General features: G+C 72.5%; 16 protein-coding genes. 9 read left to right on the forward strand and 7 right to left on the reverse strand.

Annotation, left to right across the window (positions count from 1 at the left end):
• Nucleotides 1–283 precede the first annotated feature (283 nt).
• The 4 genes from FYW99_RS01355 to FYW99_RS01370 are packed head-to-tail and all read left to right on the forward strand — an operon-like array spanning nucleotide 284 to nucleotide 3,831.
• Nucleotides 284–1,192: an ABC transporter ATP-binding protein gene (locus tag FYW99_RS01355; RefSeq protein WP_150249109.1), complete on the forward strand. Its 909-nt coding sequence runs from the start codon at nucleotides 284–286 to the stop codon at nucleotides 1,190–1,192.
• 26 nt (nucleotides 1,193–1,218) lie between these two features.
• Complete coding sequence (locus FYW99_RS01360) at nucleotides 1,219–1,968, forward strand: ABC transporter permease (RefSeq protein WP_223838628.1); 750 nt, start codon at nucleotides 1,219–1,221, stop codon at nucleotides 1,966–1,968.
• Nucleotides 1,969–1,975: 7 nt separating this feature from the next.
• Nucleotides 1,976–3,214: a sensor histidine kinase gene (locus FYW99_RS01365; protein WP_150249115.1), complete on the forward strand. Its 1,239-nt coding sequence runs from the start codon at nucleotides 1,976–1,978 to the stop codon at nucleotides 3,212–3,214.
• Nucleotides 3,211–3,831, forward strand: a complete 621-nt coding sequence (locus FYW99_RS01370; protein ID WP_150249118.1) for a response regulator transcription factor — start codon at nucleotides 3,211–3,213, stop codon at nucleotides 3,829–3,831. Before FYW99_RS01365 ends, FYW99_RS01370 begins: the two co-directional genes overlap by 4 nt.
• A gap of 91 nt (nucleotides 3,832–3,922) precedes the next feature.
• Here the strand turns inward: FYW99_RS01370 and FYW99_RS01375 are convergent, their stop codons facing one another.
• Nucleotides 3,923–4,609 (reverse strand): DsbA family oxidoreductase, encoded by a 687-nt coding sequence (locus tag FYW99_RS01375; protein WP_150249121.1) that lies wholly within the window; start codon nucleotides 4,607–4,609, stop codon nucleotides 3,923–3,925.
• Between the two features lie 520 nt (nucleotides 4,610–5,129).
• The gene (locus FYW99_RS01380; RefSeq protein WP_150249124.1) at nucleotides 5,130–6,116 is read right to left on the reverse strand and encodes a DMT family transporter; all 987 of its coding nucleotides are present in this window, start codon (nucleotides 6,114–6,116) and stop codon (nucleotides 5,130–5,132) included.
• A gap of 106 nt (nucleotides 6,117–6,222) precedes the next feature.
• Between FYW99_RS01380 and FYW99_RS01385 the strand changes: the two genes are divergently transcribed.
• The 4 genes from FYW99_RS01385 (at nucleotide 6,223) to FYW99_RS01400 (ending at nucleotide 10,899) form a co-directional block, all read left to right on the forward strand.
• Nucleotides 6,223–6,870, forward strand: coding sequence for a TetR/AcrR family transcriptional regulator (locus FYW99_RS01385; protein WP_150249127.1), 648 nt, complete (start codon nucleotides 6,223–6,225; stop codon nucleotides 6,868–6,870).
• A 352-nt stretch (nucleotides 6,871–7,222) separates the two neighbouring features.
• On the forward strand, nucleotides 7,223–9,385 hold the full coding sequence (locus tag FYW99_RS01390; protein ID WP_223838629.1) for a polyprenyl synthetase family protein: 2,163 nt from the start codon (nucleotides 7,223–7,225) through the stop codon (nucleotides 9,383–9,385).
• A gap of 39 nt (nucleotides 9,386–9,424) precedes the next feature.
• A complete protein-coding gene (locus tag FYW99_RS01395) occupies nucleotides 9,425–10,090 on the forward strand; it encodes an ABC transporter ATP-binding protein (RefSeq protein WP_150249132.1) in 666 nt (221 codons plus the stop codon).
• On the forward strand, nucleotides 10,090–10,899 hold the full coding sequence (locus FYW99_RS01400) for an ABC transporter permease (RefSeq protein WP_150249135.1): 810 nt from the start codon (nucleotides 10,090–10,092) through the stop codon (nucleotides 10,897–10,899). Before FYW99_RS01395 ends, FYW99_RS01400 begins: the two co-directional genes overlap by 1 nt.
• An 83-nt stretch (nucleotides 10,900–10,982) precedes the next feature.
• On the opposite strand, the gene yicI is transcribed toward FYW99_RS01400, so the two are convergent.
• From yicI to FYW99_RS01425, 5 genes are all read right to left on the reverse strand, one after another.
• On the reverse strand, nucleotides 10,983–13,316 hold the full coding sequence (gene yicI / locus FYW99_RS01405; protein WP_150249138.1) for an alpha-xylosidase: 2,334 nt from the start codon (nucleotides 13,314–13,316) through the stop codon (nucleotides 10,983–10,985).
• 58 nt (nucleotides 13,317–13,374) lie between these two features.
• Nucleotides 13,375–14,283 carry a carbohydrate ABC transporter permease gene (locus tag FYW99_RS01410; RefSeq protein WP_150249140.1) on the reverse strand — a complete coding sequence of 303 codons (909 nt, stop codon included), beginning with the start codon at nucleotides 14,281–14,283 and terminating at the stop codon, nucleotides 13,375–13,377.
• A complete protein-coding gene (locus FYW99_RS01415; protein ID WP_150249143.1) occupies nucleotides 14,280–15,218 on the reverse strand; it encodes a carbohydrate ABC transporter permease in 939 nt (312 codons plus the stop codon). Before FYW99_RS01415 ends, FYW99_RS01410 begins: the two co-directional genes overlap by 4 nt.
• Complete coding sequence (locus tag FYW99_RS01420; protein WP_150249146.1) at nucleotides 15,215–16,462, reverse strand: sugar ABC transporter substrate-binding protein; 1,248 nt, start codon at nucleotides 16,460–16,462, stop codon at nucleotides 15,215–15,217. Before FYW99_RS01420 ends, FYW99_RS01415 begins: the two co-directional genes overlap by 4 nt.
• Nucleotides 16,463–16,592: 130 nt before the next feature.
• Nucleotides 16,593–17,615: a LacI family DNA-binding transcriptional regulator gene (locus FYW99_RS01425; protein ID WP_150249149.1), complete on the reverse strand. Its 1,023-nt coding sequence runs from the start codon at nucleotides 17,613–17,615 to the stop codon at nucleotides 16,593–16,595.
• A gap of 279 nt (nucleotides 17,616–17,894) precedes the next feature.
• On the opposite strand from FYW99_RS01425, the gene FYW99_RS01430 reads away from it, so the two are divergent.
• Nucleotides 17,895–19,853 carry an aconitate hydratase gene (locus FYW99_RS01430; RefSeq protein ID WP_150249152.1) on the forward strand — a complete coding sequence of 653 codons (1,959 nt, stop codon included), beginning with the start codon at nucleotides 17,895–17,897 and terminating at the stop codon, nucleotides 19,851–19,853.
• Nucleotides 19,854–19,882 lie beyond the last annotated feature (29 nt).

The raw sequence follows: 19,882 nt of genomic DNA on the forward strand, positions 1-19,882 counted from the left end.
GAGGGGTGAGCGACGGTCGTTTCAACGCCCACTACCCCCTTCACTGTACCTGTTGTGGCAATGTAACAGAAATGTCGACGTTTGAGGATATTACCCTCTGGTAGCGCATGAGGCCACAGTGCTATCTCAGTTCTCTGCCATAACTTTCGGCCTTCGCATAACAGACGACCTCCGTACACCGTCCGCTGAGGGCGGATCAACCGATCGGTTGACGCCGCGATCCACCGATCCCGTGGCCGGGCGGGCGATGCCCGGCACGCCCTCTCCGGGCGATGCTCGGGGCATGCCGATCATCGACGTCAGGAACCTGCACAAGCGCTACGGGGAGAAGGTCGCCGTCGACGACGTGTCCTTCACCGTCGAGGAGGGCGAGATCTTCGGGATCCTCGGCTCCAACGGGGCCGGGAAGACCACCACGGTCGAGTGCGTCGCGGGGATGCGCCCCGCCGACTCCGGTTCGGTCACCGTGCTCGGCCGGGACCCGAGGCGGGAGCGGGACGAGGTCCGCCAGCGCCTCGGCGTGCAGCTCCAGGAGGCGCGGCTGCCCGACCGGCTGAGGGTCGGGGAGGCCCTCGACCTCTACGCCTCGTTCTACCGTTCCCCGGCCGACACGGGGGAGCTCATGGAGAGGCTGGGGATCGCCGACAGGCGCGACACCCAGTACCGCAGGCTGTCCGGGGGGCAGAAACAGCGGGTGTCCATCGCCCTGGCCCTCGTGGGCCGCCCCGCGGTGACCATCCTCGACGAGCTGACCACGGGCCTGGACCCGCAGGCGCGGCGGGACACCTGGGACCTCGTCGAGGACGTGCGCGACTCCGGCGTCACGGTCGTGCTCGTCACGCACTTCATGGACGAGGCCGAGCGGCTCTGCGACCGGCTCGCGCTGATCGACTCGGGCCGCGTCGCCGCCCTGGACACCCCGTCCGGGCTCGTCACGCGGGCCAGCCCGGAGCAGCAGGTGACCTTCCGCGCGCCCCCGGAGTTCGACGAGCAGGTCCTCGCCGCGCGGCCCGAGGTGGTCTCCGCGCACCGCAGGGGAATCCGTGTCCGGGTGACCGGCCAGGGCAACCTGCTCCACGCCGTGACCTCAGTCCTGGCCCGCGAACACGTCGTCGCCGAGGACCTGCGCGTCGAGCGCTCCAGCCTGGACGACGCGTTCGTCGCCCTGACCGGTCGGGCCCTCGAATCATGAGCACCGACACCAGGAGGAGAACCCCCGTGTCCACCCTGTTGCGCGTCACCGTGACCGAGGCCCGGCTGCTGACGCGCGAGCCCGTGGCGGTCAGCGTCGGGATCCTGCTGCCCACCGTGCTCCTGCTGGGGCTCGGCGCGCTGCCGACGCTGCGGGAGCCCGCCCCGGAGTTCGGCGGCCTGCGCTTCGTCGACACCTGGGCACCCATGGCCCTGATCCTCGGCATGGGGATCCTGTGCGTCCAGCACCTGCCGTCCGCCGTGGCGGCCTACCGGGAGCAGGGCGTGCTGCGCCGGATGTCGACCACGCCGATGCACCCCGGGATGCTCCTGACCGCGCAGATCATCGTGGTGTTCGCGGCGGCGGTCGTCTCCGCCGTGCTCCTGGTGCTCTCCTCCTGGCTGGTCCTGGACGTCGAACCGCCGGGCCAGCCGCTGCTGTTCACAGCCACGTTCGTCGTCGGGTCCGCCTCGCTCATCGCGCTGGGGGTCCTGATCGCCGCCGTGGCGCCCAGCGCGGGCGCAGCCAACGGCCTGTCGATGGTCCTGTACATGCTGGTGCTGCTCGTGGGCGGGGTCTTCCTGCCGCCGCACGTCATGCCCGGCTTCCTGGTGCGCATGGGGGAGTTCACGCCTCCCGGCGCACAGCTCCTGCTGGAGAGCTGGTCGGGGACCGCCGGGGACGCGGGACTCCCGCAACTCGCCCAGCTGGCGATAATGGCGGGGGTCGCCGTGGCGGCCGCCGCGCTGGCGGCCAGAACGTTCCGATGGGGGTGAGCGGCGGATGAGCCGACGGAGCACCGGGGCGGACACCGTTCGGGACTGGGACCGGTGGTGGGACGGGTTCGTCGCCGTCGTCCCCTGGGCCCTGCTGCTGCCCTCGGCGGCGCTGGTGCTGTTCCGGCCCGTGTCGGACTGGACCGAGCACGCGGTCACCGTCGGACTGACCGTGCTCACCGCCGTCTGGGCGCTCCTCGGTTACGCGCTGCCGTGGAGGGGCGGCCGTCCGCTGCCCTCCGGGGTCCACTTCGCGGTGCTCCTCGTGCTGGCCTGGGTGTTGATGACACGCGACATCCTGTTCCTGATGTTCACGATCGGGCTGTTCTTCCGCGCCATGACGCTGCCCCGGCAGCTGACCTTCGTCGGTATCGCGGCCACCTCGATCGCCCTGTACACGAACACCATGGGGTTCCCCGGGACGAGCGCGGAGCTGCCGTTCCCGGAACACCTGTTCATCTACGTCGGCACGATCACCGTCCAGACCGTGGCCGTCGGCGGGGGGCTCGTGATCGCGTCCAAGACCGCCGAGCAGCACCGGGAGCGCCGGGTGACGGTGGCCAGGCTGGAGGCGGCCCTGGAGGAGAACGCCGGGCTGCACGCTCAGCTGCTCACCCAGGCCCGGGAGGCCGGGGTGCTGGACGAGCGCCAGCGGATGGCGCGGGAGATCCACGACACCCTGGCCCAGGGGCTCGCCGGGATCGTGACGCAGATCCAGGCGGCGCAGCGGGTGTGGGAGGACCCCGGGGCGGCGCGTCCGCACGCGGACCGAGCGCTCGGCCTGGCTCGGGAGAGCCTGACCGAGGCGCGGCGTTCCGTGCAGGCGCTGCGCCCCGGGCAGCTGGCGGAGAGCCAGCTGCCCGAGGCCCTCGGCGAGCTCACCCGCCGCTGGGCGGAGGAGCACGGCCTCCGCCCCGACCTCGACGTCACCGGCGAACGCGTCGCCCTGAGCCCGGCGATCGAGGTGGTCCTCTTCCGGGTGGCCCAGGAGGCGCTCACCAACGTCGCCAGGCACGCCGACGCCTCGCGCGTGGGCGTGACCCTGTCCTACTCCGACGACGTCGTCCTGCTCGACGTGCGCGACGACGGCAGGGGCATCACAGGACACAACCAGCACGGGTTCGGGCTCAGGAGCATGCGCCAGCGCGTCCGCGGGATCGGAGGAACGGTGGAGATCGAGAGTGGCGAGGGGGAGGGCACCGCGGTCAGCGCCACGGTGCCCGCGATCCCGGTGGAGGCGGCGTGATCCGGGTCCTGATCGCCGACGACCACCCTGTCGTGCGCGACGGCCTGCGCGGCGCGTTCACCGCGCAGGACGACATCGAGGTGGTCGGTGAGGCCGCCAACGGCCGTGAGGCGGTCGAGCTGGTCGGACGGCTGGCCGTCGACGTGGTGCTGATGGACCTGCGCATGCCGGTCCTCTCCGGCGTCGGGGCGATCACCGTCCTGTCCCGCGGGTGGCCGGACGTGCGCGTCCTCGTCCTCACCACCTTCGACAGCGAGAGCGACGTACTCCCGGCGATCGAGGCCGGAGCCACGGGCTACCTGCTCAAGGACGCCTCTCCCGACGAACTCCTGCGCGGGGTGCGCGCGGTGCACCGGGGGGACTCCGTCCTGGCGCCGACCGCGGTGAGGCACCTGATGGGGCAGGTCCGCAGACCCGCCGGGCAGAGTCTGAGCGACCGTGAGCTGGAGGTGCTCGGGCTCGTCGCCGGCGGCGCGTCCAACCGGGCCGCGGCGGCGCGGCTGTTCATCAGCGAGGCGAGTATCAAGACCCACCTCCAGCACGTGTACAACAAGCTCGGCGTGCGCGACCGGGCCGCGGCGGTCGCCGAGGCCTACCGGCGGGGCCTTCTCGGGTAGGCAGTGTCCTCTCGGGCCCCGCTTCACTCCGGCCTTCGTCCGGGCGCCCAAGAAGCCAGGGGTCCTTCCTCCTCGGCGGGGCGGCCGGTGATCAGGCCGCGGCGCGGCGGACGAGGTCCTCGTAGGCCTTGGGGTCCTCAGAGGAGATGACGGGCCAGCCGGTGCCGTAGTCGCCGACCCAGGCGACGTCGATACCGGGATTGGCGTGGTCGCTTCCGTCAGGCAGGAAGAGGTGGGGGCTGCAGTTCACCTGGTCGGTGGCCGAGACCGCCGCCTGTTCGGACAGGGACCTGCGTGCGCGGCCGTCGTCGAGCGCGGCCGCGATGTGGTCGGGGTCGACACCGTCGGCGGAGGCCGCGGCTTCGAGAATGACCGTCCGGTTCGCGATGCAGCGCGACTCGGCCCAGAACGCCTTGCGCAGGGCGAGGTCCAGCTGTTCGCAGGCGCGTGGGCCCTGCTCCTTCGCCGCCTGCACCGCCTCCAGGGCGGGCAGTGTCGTCGACGGGTACAGCCAGTCCGGCGCCTGCCACAGCTGCCAGCCCGCATCCGGTTCGAGTGAGGCGATGCGGCCGACTTCGCTGTCGGTGCCCGAACGCGGGCTTGGGGCCCGGTTGAGCAGCTCCAGGGGGAAGGCGCGGTGGTCGAGGGTGACCTCGTTCTCCAGGCCCAGTGTGCTGCGTGCGGCGTGTAGCCGGTGGATGGCGACATGGGCGAAGGAGCACCAGATATCGGAAAAAACGATGATGGTTCCCGGCGGTGGGGTCAGGTTTTCAGTCATGGCTTTTCTCCTCGGAAGGTAGGTGCGGAAATTGGGTTCAAGCGGAGTCCACCGCCGCAGGGTCCCCGAGGCGTGGTCATGGACCGCGAGGGCGCCCGGGGAGTCGAACACCGGCGGCCGGTGGAAGCTGAGTACGCGGTCGGCCGTCCGCAGCCGTCCGCCCGGAGCGGCGGTGACGACCCGTTCCCGCGGCGACCGGAACTCCTCAGCCAAACGGGTGACCGGTACGGGGTGGGCGACCAGGGGCGCACGGGGCCGTCTCCAGCAGGCGGCAGCAGCCCGGTGCGGTCCGGTCGTCGTGCGTGATCACGATCCACCGGAGATCGGCGGGGTCTATCAGGGAGCACAGGGCTTGTTCGAAGGCGGTGCAGTCGACTGGCATGCCGGCGTCGACGGGTATCGGCTCCGCCGCCATGACGAGGAACGCGTTGACGGGATGCAGGCCCAGTCCCGGGATGGGCAGCTCGGGGGTAGGGCGTGGATGCCGGGGGCGACCCGGTAGGGCTCTCTCACGGGGCCCTCAGAGGAGTTGGATGACAAAGGCACCGGCGACGAGGAGGACCAGGCCCGTGGCCCGCGCTGAGGTCAGTGGGCGCCGGGGAAGGCGGAAGAGGCCGAAATGGTCGGTGGCGGCCGAGGCGATCTGCTGGCCGCTGACGGTCAACGCCACGGTCACGGCGGCGCCGATCAGGGGAATGAGCAGGAAGGTGCCGGTGACGTAGCCGACCGCGCAGGCGGCGCCCAGCCAACCCCACCACGGCATGTGCCGAAGCGGTTCCATCCGGGGCCGGGGCGTTCGGCGCGTGGCGAGCAGCACCAGCAGCGACACGGTGATGGCCAGGGTCGCCACGATGAAGCTGACGGTCGCCACTGCCAGGGGCGCGCTCAGGACCTCGCTCAACTGTGCGTTGACCGCGCCCTGCACCGGCAGGACTCCGCCCGCCGCCAGTCCGAGGGCCGGCCAGCCCAGACGTCCAGGGGAGAGTCGACGGTCATGCTGGGGGGCGGTGCCGACGCCCCCACCGCCCGTGGCGGCCGGTACGGGTAGGGGCGCCGCGGCGCGGCTCTGCACCCGCACGATCACGATGATCCCGGTGAGTACGGACAAGCCGCCCACCAACATGCCGAGGGATGGCGGTCGCTGCTCGATGCCCAAGACCCCGGTCAGGTCCAGGGCGATGGAGGCGAACGTCTGTCCCGACACGAACAGTCCGACGGTGGTGACCGCTCCCAACCGGGGGATGAGCAGGATGCCGCTGGTGATGTAGAAGGGGCTGGCCAGGCCACCCAGCAGGTACCACCACCGGGCGTCGGTCACACCGGTGAGGTCGGTGACCGTGCCCGCGAACACGCTCAGGAGCAGGAGCAGACCGGTGGCCAGGGCGAGTTGCAGTGCCGACGCGCCGTAGGGAGTGCCGACAGCCTTGTTGAGCTGCTGGTTCACCGAGGCCTGGATCGCCAGCAGACAGCCGATCAACAGGGCCGCCGCGAGCAGTGCGGTGTGCATGGCTCTCCTCGAAGATGATGTGGACACAATGTCCGCTTACGGTCCATCAGTAGCACGTAAGCGGACGTGGTGTCCACATGGCTTCGGGGTGCCGTACCATTCGCATATGGAAGACGGTGACGAACACGCTCCGCATCAGGTCGTCGTACCGGCCGGCGCGGTCCCGCTCCCCATCGCGCACTCTGCGGAAGGCGGTCAGCCGCGCGAGCGCGCGGACGCCGCACGCAACCGCTCGCGGATCCTGGCCGTGGCCGAGTGCCTCTTCGCCGAGGCCGACCCCCGCACGGTGACCATGGGGGACATCGCCAAGGCGGCCGGTGTCGGTCGCGCCACCCTCTACCGCCGTTATCCGGACACGGGGTCGGTGGCTGTAGCCCTGCTCGACGAGCACGAGCGCCGTCTCCAGGGCGAGATCATGTACGGGCCGCCCCCGCTCGGTCCTGGAGCCGCGCCCGCCGAGCGCCTGGCCGCCTTCTACGCCGCGGCCATGGACCTCCTGGATCGCCACCTGCCACTCGTGCTCGGTGCTGAGACCGGCCGGAAGCGCTTCGCCACCGGCGCCTACGCCTTCTGGCGTGCGCACGTCGGCACGCTGCTCGTCGACACCCCGGGGGTCGACCGCGAGGCCTTGGTGGACCAGCTCCTCGCGCCTTTGGACCCCGACCTCTTCGCCCACCAGCGCGACGCCGCCGGGATGGACACCGAGCGCATGGCGCGGGCTCTGGGCTGGATGGCGCGTCGCCTGCTGGAATGAGGCGGCCCCGGGGCGCGGCGAAGGGCATGGCGACGAACCCCTCGCCGGTGGTCACATCACGGAACGCCAGGCGGAACGGCTCGCTCCCAGCCTCCCGGGTATGCCCGGTGGGCCGGAGCTCAGCCGCTCTTCCCACCGGTTACCCCGTTGGGTAATTGATCCGATACTCTCCGTTTGTACCCGGGGCGGTGGCCCCGGGCCGTACGAGCGGGAAGTGGGCGCGATGGACGCGTGGGGACATGGCGGGGACCCGGAGACACGGGACGACTCCGAGGGGCGGGGGAGGGGCGCGCGCTCCGGCGCGGAGCCGGACGCACCAGACCCGTGGGGCGGGCCCGAAAGGCGGCGGTTCGTGTTCCGCCTCGTCGACGGCGCGGACGAGTACGGTCTGGTGTTCTCCTTCGCCCGCCTCGGCGACGCGGCGGCCGAGGGCTCGGACGCCCACCAGGCGGTCTGGTACGTGGCCGACCGCCGCGCACGTGAGCACGGCGGCGAGTCGTGGGTGGACCAGGCGTGCGTCGACACGGTTCGCGCCCTCGTCGGGTCCGACCGGGCGACCGATCCGCGGATGCGCCGGGCGCTCCTCGACGCCCTCTCCCAGGGGCGCCTGCCGGAACCCGACCGCCTGCTCCCGCGCGGAGCGCGGTGGCGGGAGGCACCCCTGGACCTGGACGCCGGGGGTGTGGCGCGTCTGCGCGAGGACGGGCGGGGCGGCCTCCTCGTCGAGGCGCGTGGGGAGGAGTCCGGTTTCCGGCTGCGGCTGTCCCCGCCGGGGGACGGCGCACCCGGGGGAGGCGCGTCCGGAGACGACGGCCACCCGCGCGAGTACACCGACACGGTCCGCGCCCGCACGGCGACGGACCCGGAGACTCCGGGTCTGGAGGCCACGGGCGTCCTCCGCCTGCGGGAGCGCTCCGTGCGGGTCACCGGCCTGGGTTGGCACGAGCGCGCCTTCGGCGGGGACCTCCTCCCGGCGCGGGACGGACGTGACACCTCCTGGTCCCGTGCCCGCATCCGCCTGGACAACGGATGGGACCTGGCCGTCCACCGCACCGGCGGGGCCGACGCCCCGGACGGGGCCCCGAGCGCGCACGAGGCGACGGCCGTGCTGTCCTCCCCGGGCGGGGAGCGCGTCGAGGCGTCCGCGACCCTGCGCGGCCTGTGCCCCTGGACCTCCCTGACCACCCTCAACACCTACCCCACGGCCTGTGACGTGGAGGTTCCGCTCCTGGGTCTGCGGCTCCGGGCCGCGGCGTGGTTCCCGCGCCAGGAGACGGCCTCGGTCACCGCCCACTCCGGGACGCTGGAGGCCCACGCCGACGCCGAGGGCACGATGGGCGGCCGGCCGGTCCGCGGCCACGGGCTGTGGGAGGTCTTCCCCGACACCCGGATCGAGGACTTCGAACGCCACGTCACCCGCGTCCGCGCGATCACCCGCCAGGAGATCGACCGCCTCTACCCGGCGGAGCCGGACGCGCGCTCCCTGGCCGAGCTGGCCGGAACCGAGCACCGACCCGAGCGGCTCGACGACGCGGTGCTGGAGGACCTGCACGCGTCGCTCGTGGGCCCGGTCCGGCACACCACCGCGGGCCTGGGCAGGAGTTGGCGCTCCTACGTCTCGATGGCGGCCATCGAGCTGTTCGGCGTCGACAGCGGCCCCTACCGGCCGCTGGTGGCCGCCGCCGAGCTCCTGCACACCGGCTGCCTCATGGTCGACGACGTCGAGGACCGCTCACCGCTGCGGCGGGGCCGACCCGCGGCCCACGTCGTCTTCGGCGAGGCGGCCTCCATCAACGCGGGGACGGCGGCCTACTTCGCGCTGGACCGCGTCCTGAACCGGGTTCTGCCCGACGACACGGCCCTGAGGCTGCGCGTCTACCAGGTCTACCTCCGGGCGCTGCGGGCCGGACACGGCGGTCAGGCGATCGACATCGCGGGCCACCGGGCCGCGATGGACGCGGCCGTGGAGACGGGCGACGCCGAGGCGCTCCTGAGGCGGGTGCGATCGGGCCACTGGCTCAAGACCGCGGCGCCCGTGCGGGGGCTGGCCGAGATCGGCGCGCTCGTCGCCGGTGCCCGGGAGGAGCAGTTCCGGGCGCTGGGCGAGTACTTCGACGCCGTGGGGCTGGCCTACCAGATCTCCGACGACGTCATGGACCTGCGCGGCCTCACCGCGCCCGTCGAGGGCGGCGGCCGCTCGGCGACCAAGCACACCGCCGAGGACCTGCGCGCGGGCAAGGTCACGATGCCACTGGCCCACGCCGTGGCCCTGCTTCCGCCCCGCCGGGTGCGCGAGCTCTGGTACTCGGTGCGCGACGGCGACGCCGACGAGGCGACCGTGGCCGCCGCCGCGGCCTCCCTGGAGGAGTGCGGCGCGGTCACCGCCTGCACCGTGGAGGCCCAGGGCCTGGTCGAGCGGACGTGGAAGCCCCTGCGGGACCTGGTGCCCTGCACGTGGACCTCCGTCATGATGGGCGCCCTCGGCGCCTACGCCGCCCGCCGGGAACGCGAGTAGGAACCGCCCCCTCCCCCTCCCTCACGAGTGAGCAGACCGATGACACACGCATCCACCCCCACACCGGCGCTGCGGGTCCGCGGCGTCCACAAGTCCTACGGCCGCCACCACGTGCTGCGCGGCGCCGAACTCGAACTCCCCGGGGCCTGCCTGGCCGGACTGGTCGGGGAGAACGGCTCCGGCAAGTCCACCCTGCTGCGTATCCTCTCGGGCGTCCTCGCCCCCGACCGCGGCACCGTGGACCACCCCGGCAGCCTGGGCTACTGCCCCCAGCACACGGTGCTCAACCCGGCCTTCACCGTCGCCCAGCACCTGCGCCTCTTCCAGGTCGCGCACGACCTGCCCGACCTGTCCCGCGCCCGCGAACTCCTCGACGCCCTCGGGTTCGCCGAGTACCTCCACCACCGGGTCTCCACGCTCAGCGGCGGCACCCGCCAGAAGCTCAACCTCACCCTCGCGCTGATGCACGACCCCCGCCTGCTGCTCCTGGACGAGCCCTACCAGGGGTTCGACTGGGACACCTACGAGCGGTTCTGGCGGCTGGCGGCGGACCTGCGCGACCGGGGCCGCTCCGTGCTGGTGGTCTCCCACATCGCCTTCGACACGGTGCGTTTCGACCGCCTGTGGCGGCTGGAGGGCGGACGCCTGGTGGAGGGGGCGTCCTCGCCGGCCCCCTCCGCTCCCACGGCGGCGGGTGGCCGGTGATGCGCCGCGCCTGGACCCGCTACGCCACCGCCACCCGCATGGCCCTGCTGGAGCACCTGCGCAACCGGCTGGCCCTGGTCCTGGTGGTGCTCTTCATCCCCACCTGGATCACCCTGGTCCACCTGGTGATCGCCGACGCCGACGCGCGGTTCCTCCTGCGCGCCACCGGGGAGACCGTCACCGTGCACGGCAACCACGTCAGCAAGATCTCCGGCGCCGTCAACGCCGTCACGCTGATCGTCGGGTTCATGATGTTCATCGTCACCTACCGCTCCTTCGGGTTCGACCAGCGGCTGGCGATGGCCGGGTACCCGCGCCTCCACCTGCTCGCGGCCAAGCTCACGGCGCTGGTCGCGGCCTCGGCGCTGGTCTGCGCCTACGCGGTGTCGGTGATCTGCTGGTACTGGGTCCCCGAACAGCCGTTCATGCTGTGGCTCTCCCTGCTGGGGTCCGCGCTGGCCTTCGGCGGGATCGGGGTGATGCTGGCGGCCCTGCTCCGGGGCGAGCTGGAGGGCATGTTCTGCATCGTCATGCTGTCCATCATCGACATGGGCTTGCAGAACCCGGTGTCCAACCCGTCCTCGGACAGTGACGTCGTGCGCTACCTGCCCGCCTACGGCACCATGCAGACCGGGGTCGCGGCGGGCTTCCAGGACTCGGTGCCGCTCCCGTACCTGCTGCTGGGACCCGCGTGGTTCCTGGCCACGGTGGGAGTGGCGGGGGCGGCGTTCCGCCTGCGCACCCGGGACCGCCGCCGGGCCTTCGTCCGCCCGCGCGTCCGCCGGTTCCGCCCGGTCCGCGCGGGCTGAGTGACGGCGCCGCGTCCGCCGGGCGCGGCACGGCGGAGCGACGCGTGGAGGCCCCCGGCGCACCGCGCCGGGGGCCTCGCGTGTCAGGTCAGGCGCAGGCCCACGCGGGCGGTCCCGGCCGGGACTGACACCAGGGTGCCGTCGTCAGTCACGGTGACCTCCGCGTCGGAGCCGTCGGCCCCGGCCGCGCGCACGCCGACCAGCAGCACCCGCCACCCGTGGGACGGAGCGGCCTGGGCCTCCACGGTGACCCCGTCCCCCGAGCGCTCGGTCCGGAAGACCGCGGCGGCCGAGCCGTCGGCGGACGGCACGACCGTGGTGGACGCCGGGGCCGCGTCCCCGGCCCCGTACACGTGCAGGGTCAGCCCGTCCGTGTAGTCGTAGTCGGGACGGTCGTCCACCGCGCCGACCGGCAGGACCGCGTGCGGCCGCACCAGCAGGGGCAGGGAGTCGAACCCGTGGGTCTCGCGGCGCCAGGCCGGGCCCCGCACCGTCTCGCCCGTGAGCAGGTGGGTCCACACGCCCTCGGGGACGTAGTACTCCACGGAGCCGTCCGGGCTCAGCACGGGGGCGACCAGCAGGTCCTCGCCCAGCATGTACTGCGTGTCCAGGTGGTCGCAGGTCGGGTCGTCGGGGAACTCCAGCAGCATCGCGCGCATCATGGGCGTCCCCTCCCGGTGGGCCTGCACGGCCGCTCCGAACAGGTAGGGCATGAGCGTGCACTTGAGCCGGGTGAACGCGCGGGCCACCTCGGTGGACTCCTCGTCGAAGTCCCACGGCACCCGGTAGGAGCGGCTGCCGTGCAGCCTGCTGTGCGAGGAGAGCAGGCCGAACGCGAGCCAGCGCTTGAACACCGCGGCGTCGGGTGTGCCCTCGAAGCCGCCGATGTCGTGGCTCCAGAAGCCGAACCCCGACAGCCCCAGGGACAGGCCGCCGCGCAGGCTCTCCGCCATCGCCTCGAACGTCGAGGCGCAGTCGCCGCCCCAGTGCACCGGGAAGCTCTGCCCGCCCGCCGTGGCCGAGCGCGCGAAGAGGACGGCCTCCCCCTCACCGCGCTCGCGCGTCAGCAGGTCGAACACCGTCTCGTTGTACAGGTGCGTGTAGTAGTTGTGCATGGCCTGCGGGTCGGAGCCGTCCGCCCAGACCACGTCGGTCGGCACCCGCTCGCCGAAGTCGGTCTTGAAGCAGTCCACACCCATGTCGAGCAGGGCCTTGAGCTTCCCGGCGTACCACGCGCGGGCGTCGGGGGACGTGAAGTCGACCAGCGCCATCCCCGCCTGCCACATGTCCCACTGCCACACGGTCCCGTCCGGCCGCCGGACCAGGTGCCCCAGCCGGGACCCCTCCTCGAACAGCGCCGACCGCTGGGCGATGTAGGGGTTGATCCACACGCAGGTCCGCAGCCCCCGGTCCCTGAGCCGGGAGAGCATGCCCACGGGATCGGGGAACAGCGCCGGATCCCACTCGAAGTCGCACCAGTGGAACTCGCGCATCCAGAAGCAGTCGAAGTGGAACACGCTGAGCGGCACGCCCCGCTCCGCCATGCCGTCGATGAAGCGGTTGACCGTGTCCTCGTCGTAGGAGGTGGTGAACGACGTGGACAGCCACAGCCCGAACGACCACTCCGGCGGCAGCGCGGGGCGGCCGGTGAGCGCGGTGTACCGGGCCAGGATCTCCTTGGGGCTCTCCCCGTGGACGACGTAGTAGGTCAGGGCGTGGTCCTCCACGCTGAACTGCACGCGGCCCACCGACTCCGAGCCGACCTCGAACGACACCGGGCCCGAGTGCGCCACGAACACCCCGTAGCCCCGGTTGGTCAGGTAGAACGGCACGTTCTTGTAGGCCTGCTCGCTGCTCGTGCCGCCGTCGGCCTGCCAGATGTCCACGGTCTGGCCGTTGCGCGTGAACGGCGTGAACCGCTCGCCCATGCCGTACACGAGCTCGCGGATCCCCAGTGACAGCTGCCCCAGCATGTGGTGGGAGCCGTCCGCGTCCTCCACGAAGGCGGTGCCCTTGGCGTCGGAGCCGGTCAGCACGGTGCCGCCCGCGCGGAACTCCATCCGCCAGGGGCCCTCGGTGGCCACCCGCAGCGACAGGTCCCCGCTGGTCAGCTCCACCGAGGAACCGTCCCGCTTCACGGAGGGCGCGGCGCCGGGGTCGCTGCGCACGTCGAACTCCGGCGCGCGCCGGACCGAGCCCGCCAGGTGCGTGGTCCGCACGCCGATCACGCCGGGCGCGGGCGACCAGCAGTCCACCGTGATCAGCGGTGTGTTGAGCGTGTCCCCCCGGTGCCCGATCGGGCGCACCGGGGCGTAGAGGGTGAACCGGTCGTCGTGCACCCGCACGTCGCGGGCCTCGTGCGCGCGGTTGGCGCGCACTCCCTCCCTCATCTGCCAGAAACCGTCGGTGAACTTCATGGGCGGCCCTTCCCTGTCGTCGTGGTCTCGGTTCGCCGGTGGTGCGGGCGGCGGCGGGTCACTTGATCGACCCCCCGGAGATCCCGGCCGCCACGTATTTCTGCGCGACGACCAGGAGCACCGCCGCGGGGATGGAGGAGAGGACGGCCACGGCCATGACGGCGCCCCAGTCGCCGACGTGCGCGCCGATGTACTCGTAGATGCCGAGCGTCACGGGCTTGACCGCGTCGGTCGTGTTCAGCGTCAGCGCGAACAGGAAGTCCGACCACGCGAACAGGAAGGTGAACAGGCTGCCCGTGATCAGCGCGTTGCGGCTCATCGGCAGCACGATCGAGACGAGCACGCGCAGGCGTCCGCCGCCGTCGAGCATCCCGGCCTCCAGTACCTCCTCGGGGATGGACACCATGAACGCGCGCAGCAGGACGATCGTGAAGGGGATGCCCAGGGACGCGTCGGCCAGGATCAGCCCGAGGTAGGAGTTGACCAGCTCCAGTTCGACGTAGGCGTTGTACAGCGCGTTGGCCACGACGATGCCCGGCACCATCTGCGTGATCAGGGTGGCGAACACGACCGTCTCCGCGCCGCGCAGCCGGAACCGCGCCAGGGCGTAGGCCGCCGGGGCGGCCACCAGCAGGCAGACCGCGACCGCGCCGAGCGCCACCAGGATCGAGGTGAGCAGGTTGCCCGCCTGCGACTCCCAGGCCCGCTGGAAGTTGCCGAGGTCGAGCGTGCGCGGGAACCACCGCAGCTCCACCATCGCGGCGCCCGGTTGCAGCGCCGTGTTGACCATCCAGTACAGCGGGAACAGCAGCACGGCCAGGATCAGGACGCCGAGCACGGCGCTCACGGCGTCGCCCCGCGCCCTGCGCGTCATGAGCGGGCGCCGGGGCCGTGCGGCGGCCGGTGCCCCGCCGTGCCGGGTCGGGCCCGCCGGGGCGGGGGCGGTGCTCTCGGGTGCGGCGCTCATCGGGTGACACCTCCACGGTTGGCGCGCAGGTAGATGACCGCGAACACCATGCTGACGAGGATCAGGACGTTGCCGACCACGGCTCCCTGGCCGAAGTCGAGCTGGAGGAAGGACAGCTGGTAGGTGAGGGTGCCCAGGGTCTCCGTGGAGTGCGCCGGGCCGCCGTTGGTCAGCGCCAGGATCAGGTCCAGGATCTTCACGGTCGACATGAAGCCCAGCACCAGCACCACGGTCACGACGGGCCGCAGCAGGGGCAGGGTCACCCCGAAGAAGGTGCGCAGCGGGCCAGCGCCGTCGAGCACGGCCGCCTCGCGCAGCTCCGCGGGGATCTCCTGGAGCCCGCCGTAGAGGATCACCATGTTGAAGGGGATGCCGATCCAGATGTTGACCAGCACCACCGACAGCAGCGCGAAGTCGGGGCTGCTCAGCCAGGGCACGGCCGACGACGTGATCTGGAGCGCCTGGAGCGACTCGTTCAGCACGCCGGTCTCCTGGTCCAGGACCCGGCGCCAGACGGTGCCGGCCACCACCATCGGGATCAGCCACGGCAGCAGGAGCAGGGACCGCATGATCCCGGACAGCGGGAAGCGGCGGCTGAAGAAGACCGCGAGCGCCATGCCGATGCAGAACTGGCCCGCCAGGGACCCCAGCGTGAACAGGAGGGTGTGCCACAGGGACGCGCCGAACAGCTCGTTGGCGAAGACCGCCCGCCAGTTGTCCAGCCCGTTGAACGGCGCCTCCCCCGTGAAGTACGTGGAGAAGGTGTAGTCCTGGAAGCTCATCACCACGTTGCGGACCAGCGGGTATCCGAAGAACAGCAGCATGTACAGCAGCGCCGGGGCGACGAACAGCCACTTCGCGAGGTTCTGGTTCGCGGGGTTCCGGCGCCCGCGCGGCGCGGTCGTCGCCGTCGTTGTCGTCGTCGTTGTCGTCACGAGCGGCCCTCCAACTCCGCCTCGACCCGCGCCTGGGCGCGTTCCATGGCCTCCTGGGGGCTCGCCTCACCGGTGAGCGCCGCCTGTAGCGCGGTGCCGATGGCCTGGGAGTAGGTGTTCCACTCGGTACCGGCGTACTCGGTCCGGCTGCGCGCCGTGCGCACCTGGTCCACGAACGGGGCCAGCTCCGGGACCAGGTCGCGGTACCGCTCGGCGGCCTCGGTGTCGACGGGCACGTTGCTGCCCTTGGTCGACCAGTCCAGCTGCGCCTCAGCCGTGGTCAGGCAGGCCACGAGTTCGCCGGCCACGCGTTCGCGGTCGGGGTCCTCGCCGTTGACCGGCACGGTGAAGGTGGTTCCGCCGATCGGCGCGACCGAGGTGTCCCCGGCCTCGGGCACGGGGATCTCCGCCACGGCCCACTCCAGGTCGGGGTGCTCCTGGAGGACCGGCAGCTGCCAGGGGCCGTTCACCATCATGGCCGCGTTGCCCGCGATGAACTGGTCGTTGACGTCGGCCTGGGTCCAGTTGACCACCGAGGGGGAGACCGATCCCGCCTCGACCAGCGAGGTGACGTACTCCAGCGCCTCCACCGACTCCGGCGAGGCGAGCTCCCTCTCGTCGCCGCCGTTGGACCACAGCCACGGCAGGAACTGGTAGACGCCGTCCTCGGTGGCCAGGGCGCTGATCGCGAGGCCGTAGCGCCCGCCCCCGGTCAGCTCCGCGGCGGCCTCCTCCAGCTCCGCCCAGGTCCGGGGCGGGTCGATGCCCGCCTCCTCCAGGGCGGCCGTGTCGTAGAAGAGCCCCAGGGAGTTCACCGACCGTGCGGCGCCGTAGTACACGCCCTCGTAGCTGCCGATGGAGAGCGCGCCCTCGGACAGGTCCGCCGTGGGTATGCCGAGGTCCTCCAGCGGTACCAGGCCCCCGGCCGCCGCGAACTGCGGAAGGTCCGAGCCGTCGAGCGAGAGCACGTCGGGGAGCGAGTCGGAGGAGGCCATCCGCAGGGCCTTGGGCACGAGCTGGTCGGCGGGCACGCTGATCTGGCGCACCTCCACGCCCACCTGTTCGCCGCAGGCGTCCATGGCCTCCTGGTCCCAGGTGTGGTACGGCTCGTCGGTGCTGGAGTTCATGACGGTGTACACGCTCGGGTCGCGCTCGGCCGCGCAGCCGACGCCCGTCAGGGCGAGCGCCGCGGCGCAGGCGGCCGCCGACGCCGTTCGTAGTGGGCGGTGTGGGTGTTCGTGCATGTCGGGGGGCCTCTTCGGCGGGGGTCGGGGATCAGCGCGTCGGTCGCGTCGGGCCGGGGGCAGGCGCCGCCGGGGCCGCGACCGGCCGTCGGGTCCGGCGAGCGGGTCGTCGGGACAGGTGGGGGAGCGGTCAGGCCGGGGGAGCGGCGACCGTCCCCCCGGGGGTGATCTCGGGTGGGATGAGTTCACTCCGTGCTCCGAGGAGGGCCGGGCTGCCGCGCGCGGCCTCGGCGGCCAGCCGGGTCACGGCGGCCGACATCCGCTCGACGGGCAGCTCGATCCGGGTCACGTCCAGTCCTCCGAGGTCCTCGGGGAAACTGCCGATGGCCACCAGGGAGACGTCCCCCGGCACGTCGGTGCCGCGCGCGGCGAGGTGGCGCAGGACGCCGGGCACGGCGGCGGGGTGCTGGACGGCGAGCGCGGTGGGCGGGTGCGCGCCGTCGAAGAGCGCGTCCAGCCGCCGGTGCAGCTCGGCGGGGTCCTTCGCCGAGGGCAGGACGCGCACGGGGACGCCGAGTTCGGCGGCGGCGCGTTCGGCGCCGCGCAGACCGCGCACGGAGTAGCTGCGGCCCGAGGCGATGTCCTCCTCCACCGTCGACACGAAGCACAGGTCGCGGTGCCCTGCCCCGTGCAGCAGGCGCAGCGAGGCGGCCGCGGCCTCCTCCCAGTCGAGGTCGGCCCAGGGCGCGGCGTCCTCGTCGGAGGGGCGGCCGAGGACGACCACGGGGAACCCCAGCGCGTCCATCGCGCCGATGCGGGGGTCCTCCATCTCCACGCCCATGATCACCGCGACGTCGGCGAGCCTGCTGCGCGCGGCGCGCTCCAGTCCGTACGCCCCGGCGTCGTCGTCGCGGACGGTCAGGAGCAGCAGGTCGTAGCCCAGTTCCCCGGCGGCGCGGCTCAGCCCGTACATGAACCGTCCGCCGACCGGCAGGTAGCCGGGCGAGGCCAGCGGCAGGGCCAGCGCGATCACGCGGGTGCGGGAGCTGCGCAGGGAGCGCGCGCCCGCGTTGGGGTGGTAGCCCAGCTCGTCGATGGCCGTCCGCACCGCGGTCCGGGTCCGTTCGGAGACGCTGCGGGAGCCGCTGAGCACGTAGGACACCGTGCTCGGGGCCACACCCGCCGCCGCGGCGACGTCCTTGATGGTCACCATCGCGCTCCCTCCCCCTCATGATTGTCGAATCGCTTCGACAATCCGTCGCACGGATTCGTCGAATCGATTCGACTGGCGGGCACCATGGTAGGAACCACGCCCCCGTGTGACAACCCCCTCATCGGAAGATCCCCCGCGGGACGGGTCGGACGGGCCGCCTCCGCCCGGCGGTCCCCGGCCCGTCGCGCACCGGACCGGCGGCACCCCCGTTCGCCGGGCGCCGTTTGCCGCGCGCCCGTGCGGTCAGGAGCGGGGGGAGGCGGACGAGGGGAGATCGCCATGGGACGCGGAGTCGCGCGCAAACTGATCGACGCGCACCTGGTCGAGGGGGAGATGGTGCCCGGAGAGGTCATCGGGCTCTCCGTCGACCAGACCCTCACCCAGGACGCCACCGGCACCCTGGTGATGCAGGAGTTGGAGGCGCTCGGCCTGGACCGCACCCGGGCCGGGGTCAGCGTGCAGTACGTGGACCACAACCTGCTCCAGACCGACGAGAAGAACGCGGAGGACCACGCGTTCCTGCACTCGGCGGCGCGCCGGTACGGCCTGTGGTACTCCAAGCCCGGCAACGGCGTCTCCCACCCCACGCACATGCAGCGCTTCGGGGTGCCCGGAGCGACGATGGTCGGTTCGGACTCCCACACCTGCGCCGCCGGATCGCTGGGCATGCTGGCGGTCGGCGTCGGCGGCCTGGAGGTCGCCATGGCCATCGCCGGGCGCCCGCTGCGCGTCCGGGCACCGCGGATCTGGGGCGTGCGCCTCACCGGCGAGCTGCCCCCGTGGACCTCGGCCAAGGACGTCATCCTGGAGATGCTGCGGCGGCACGGGGTCAAGGGCGGGCTCAACCGGATCATCGAGTACCACGGCCCCGGGGTCGCCACGCTCACCGCCATGGACCGCCACGTCATCGCGAACATGGGCGCCGAGCTGGGCGCCACCACCACGGTCTTCCCCTCCGACGGCGCGGTACGCGACTTCCTGCGCGCCGAGGGCCGCGAGGACGACTTCACCGAACTGCTGCCCGACGCCGACGCCGACTACGACGTGACCGACGAGATCGACCTGTCCCGGGTGGAGCCGCTCATCGCCCGTCCCTCCTCGCCCGGCGACGTCGTCCCGGTCCGCGAGGCGGCGGGCACCGACGTCAGCCAGGTCGTCATCGGCTCCTCCGCCAACCCGGGGCTGCGCGACTACGCGATCGCCGCCGCCATGGTCAGGGGCCGCCAGACCGACAGCGCGGTCAGCTTCGACGTCAACCCGTCCTCGCGCCAGATCCTCTCCGACCTGACCCGCATGGGAGCGACCCTCGACCTCATCCAGGCCGGGGCCCGCATCCACCAGGCCGGATGCCTGGGCTGCATCGGGATGGGCCAGGCGCCCGCCGTCGGCCGCAACTCGCTGCGCACCTTCCCGCGCAACTTCCCCGGCCGCTCGGGCACCAAGGAGGACGCGGTGTGGCTGTGCTCACCCGAGACGGCCGCCGCCTCCGCGCTCACCGGTGTCATCACCGACCCGCGCGACCTGGCCGGGGAGCTGGGCACGGCCCACCCCGACCTGCGACTGCCGGAGCGGGCCACGGTCAACACCGCGATGCTGGTCCCGCCGCTGCCGCCGGAGGAGGCCGCGCGGGTCGAACTCGTCAAGGGGCCCAACATCTCCGCGCTGCCGGACTTCCCGCCGCTGCCCGACCGGATCGAGGCGCCGGTGCTGCTCAAGGTCGGCGACGACGTCTCCACCGACGAGATCTCCCCGGCGGGCGCCCGCGCGCTGCCCTACCGCTCCAACGTCCCCCAGCTCGCCGAGTTCACCTTCACCCGGATCGACGAGGACTACCCGCGCCGGGCGAGGGAGGCGGGCCGCGAGAGCGGCCACGTCGTGGTCGGCGGGGAGAACTACGGGCAGGGCTCCTCCCGCGAGCACGCGGCGATCACCCCCCGCTACCTGGGTCTGCGCGCGGTGATCGCCAAGTCCTTCGCCCGTATCCACTGGCAGAACCTCGCCAACTTCGGGGTCCTGGCCCTGCGGTTCACCGAGCCCGACGACTACGACCGCGTCGGCTCCGGCGACGTCCTCGTCCTGGACGGCCTGGAGGAGGCCCTGTCCTCCGGCTCCGAGCTGACCGTGCGCAACACGACCAGGGACGAGGAGTACCGGCTGGACCACCAGCTCTCCCCGGCGCAGGTTCAGGCGGTGCTGGCGGGCGGCCAGATCCCGCTGCTGGCCCGCGAGCTGGACTGACCCGCCCGCGGGCCCGGGCCGGACGCTGT

It is taken from the genome of Nocardiopsis deserti, assembly GCF_008638355.1.
GTDB lineage: Bacteria > Actinomycetota > Actinomycetes > Streptosporangiales > Streptosporangiaceae > Nocardiopsis > Nocardiopsis alborubida.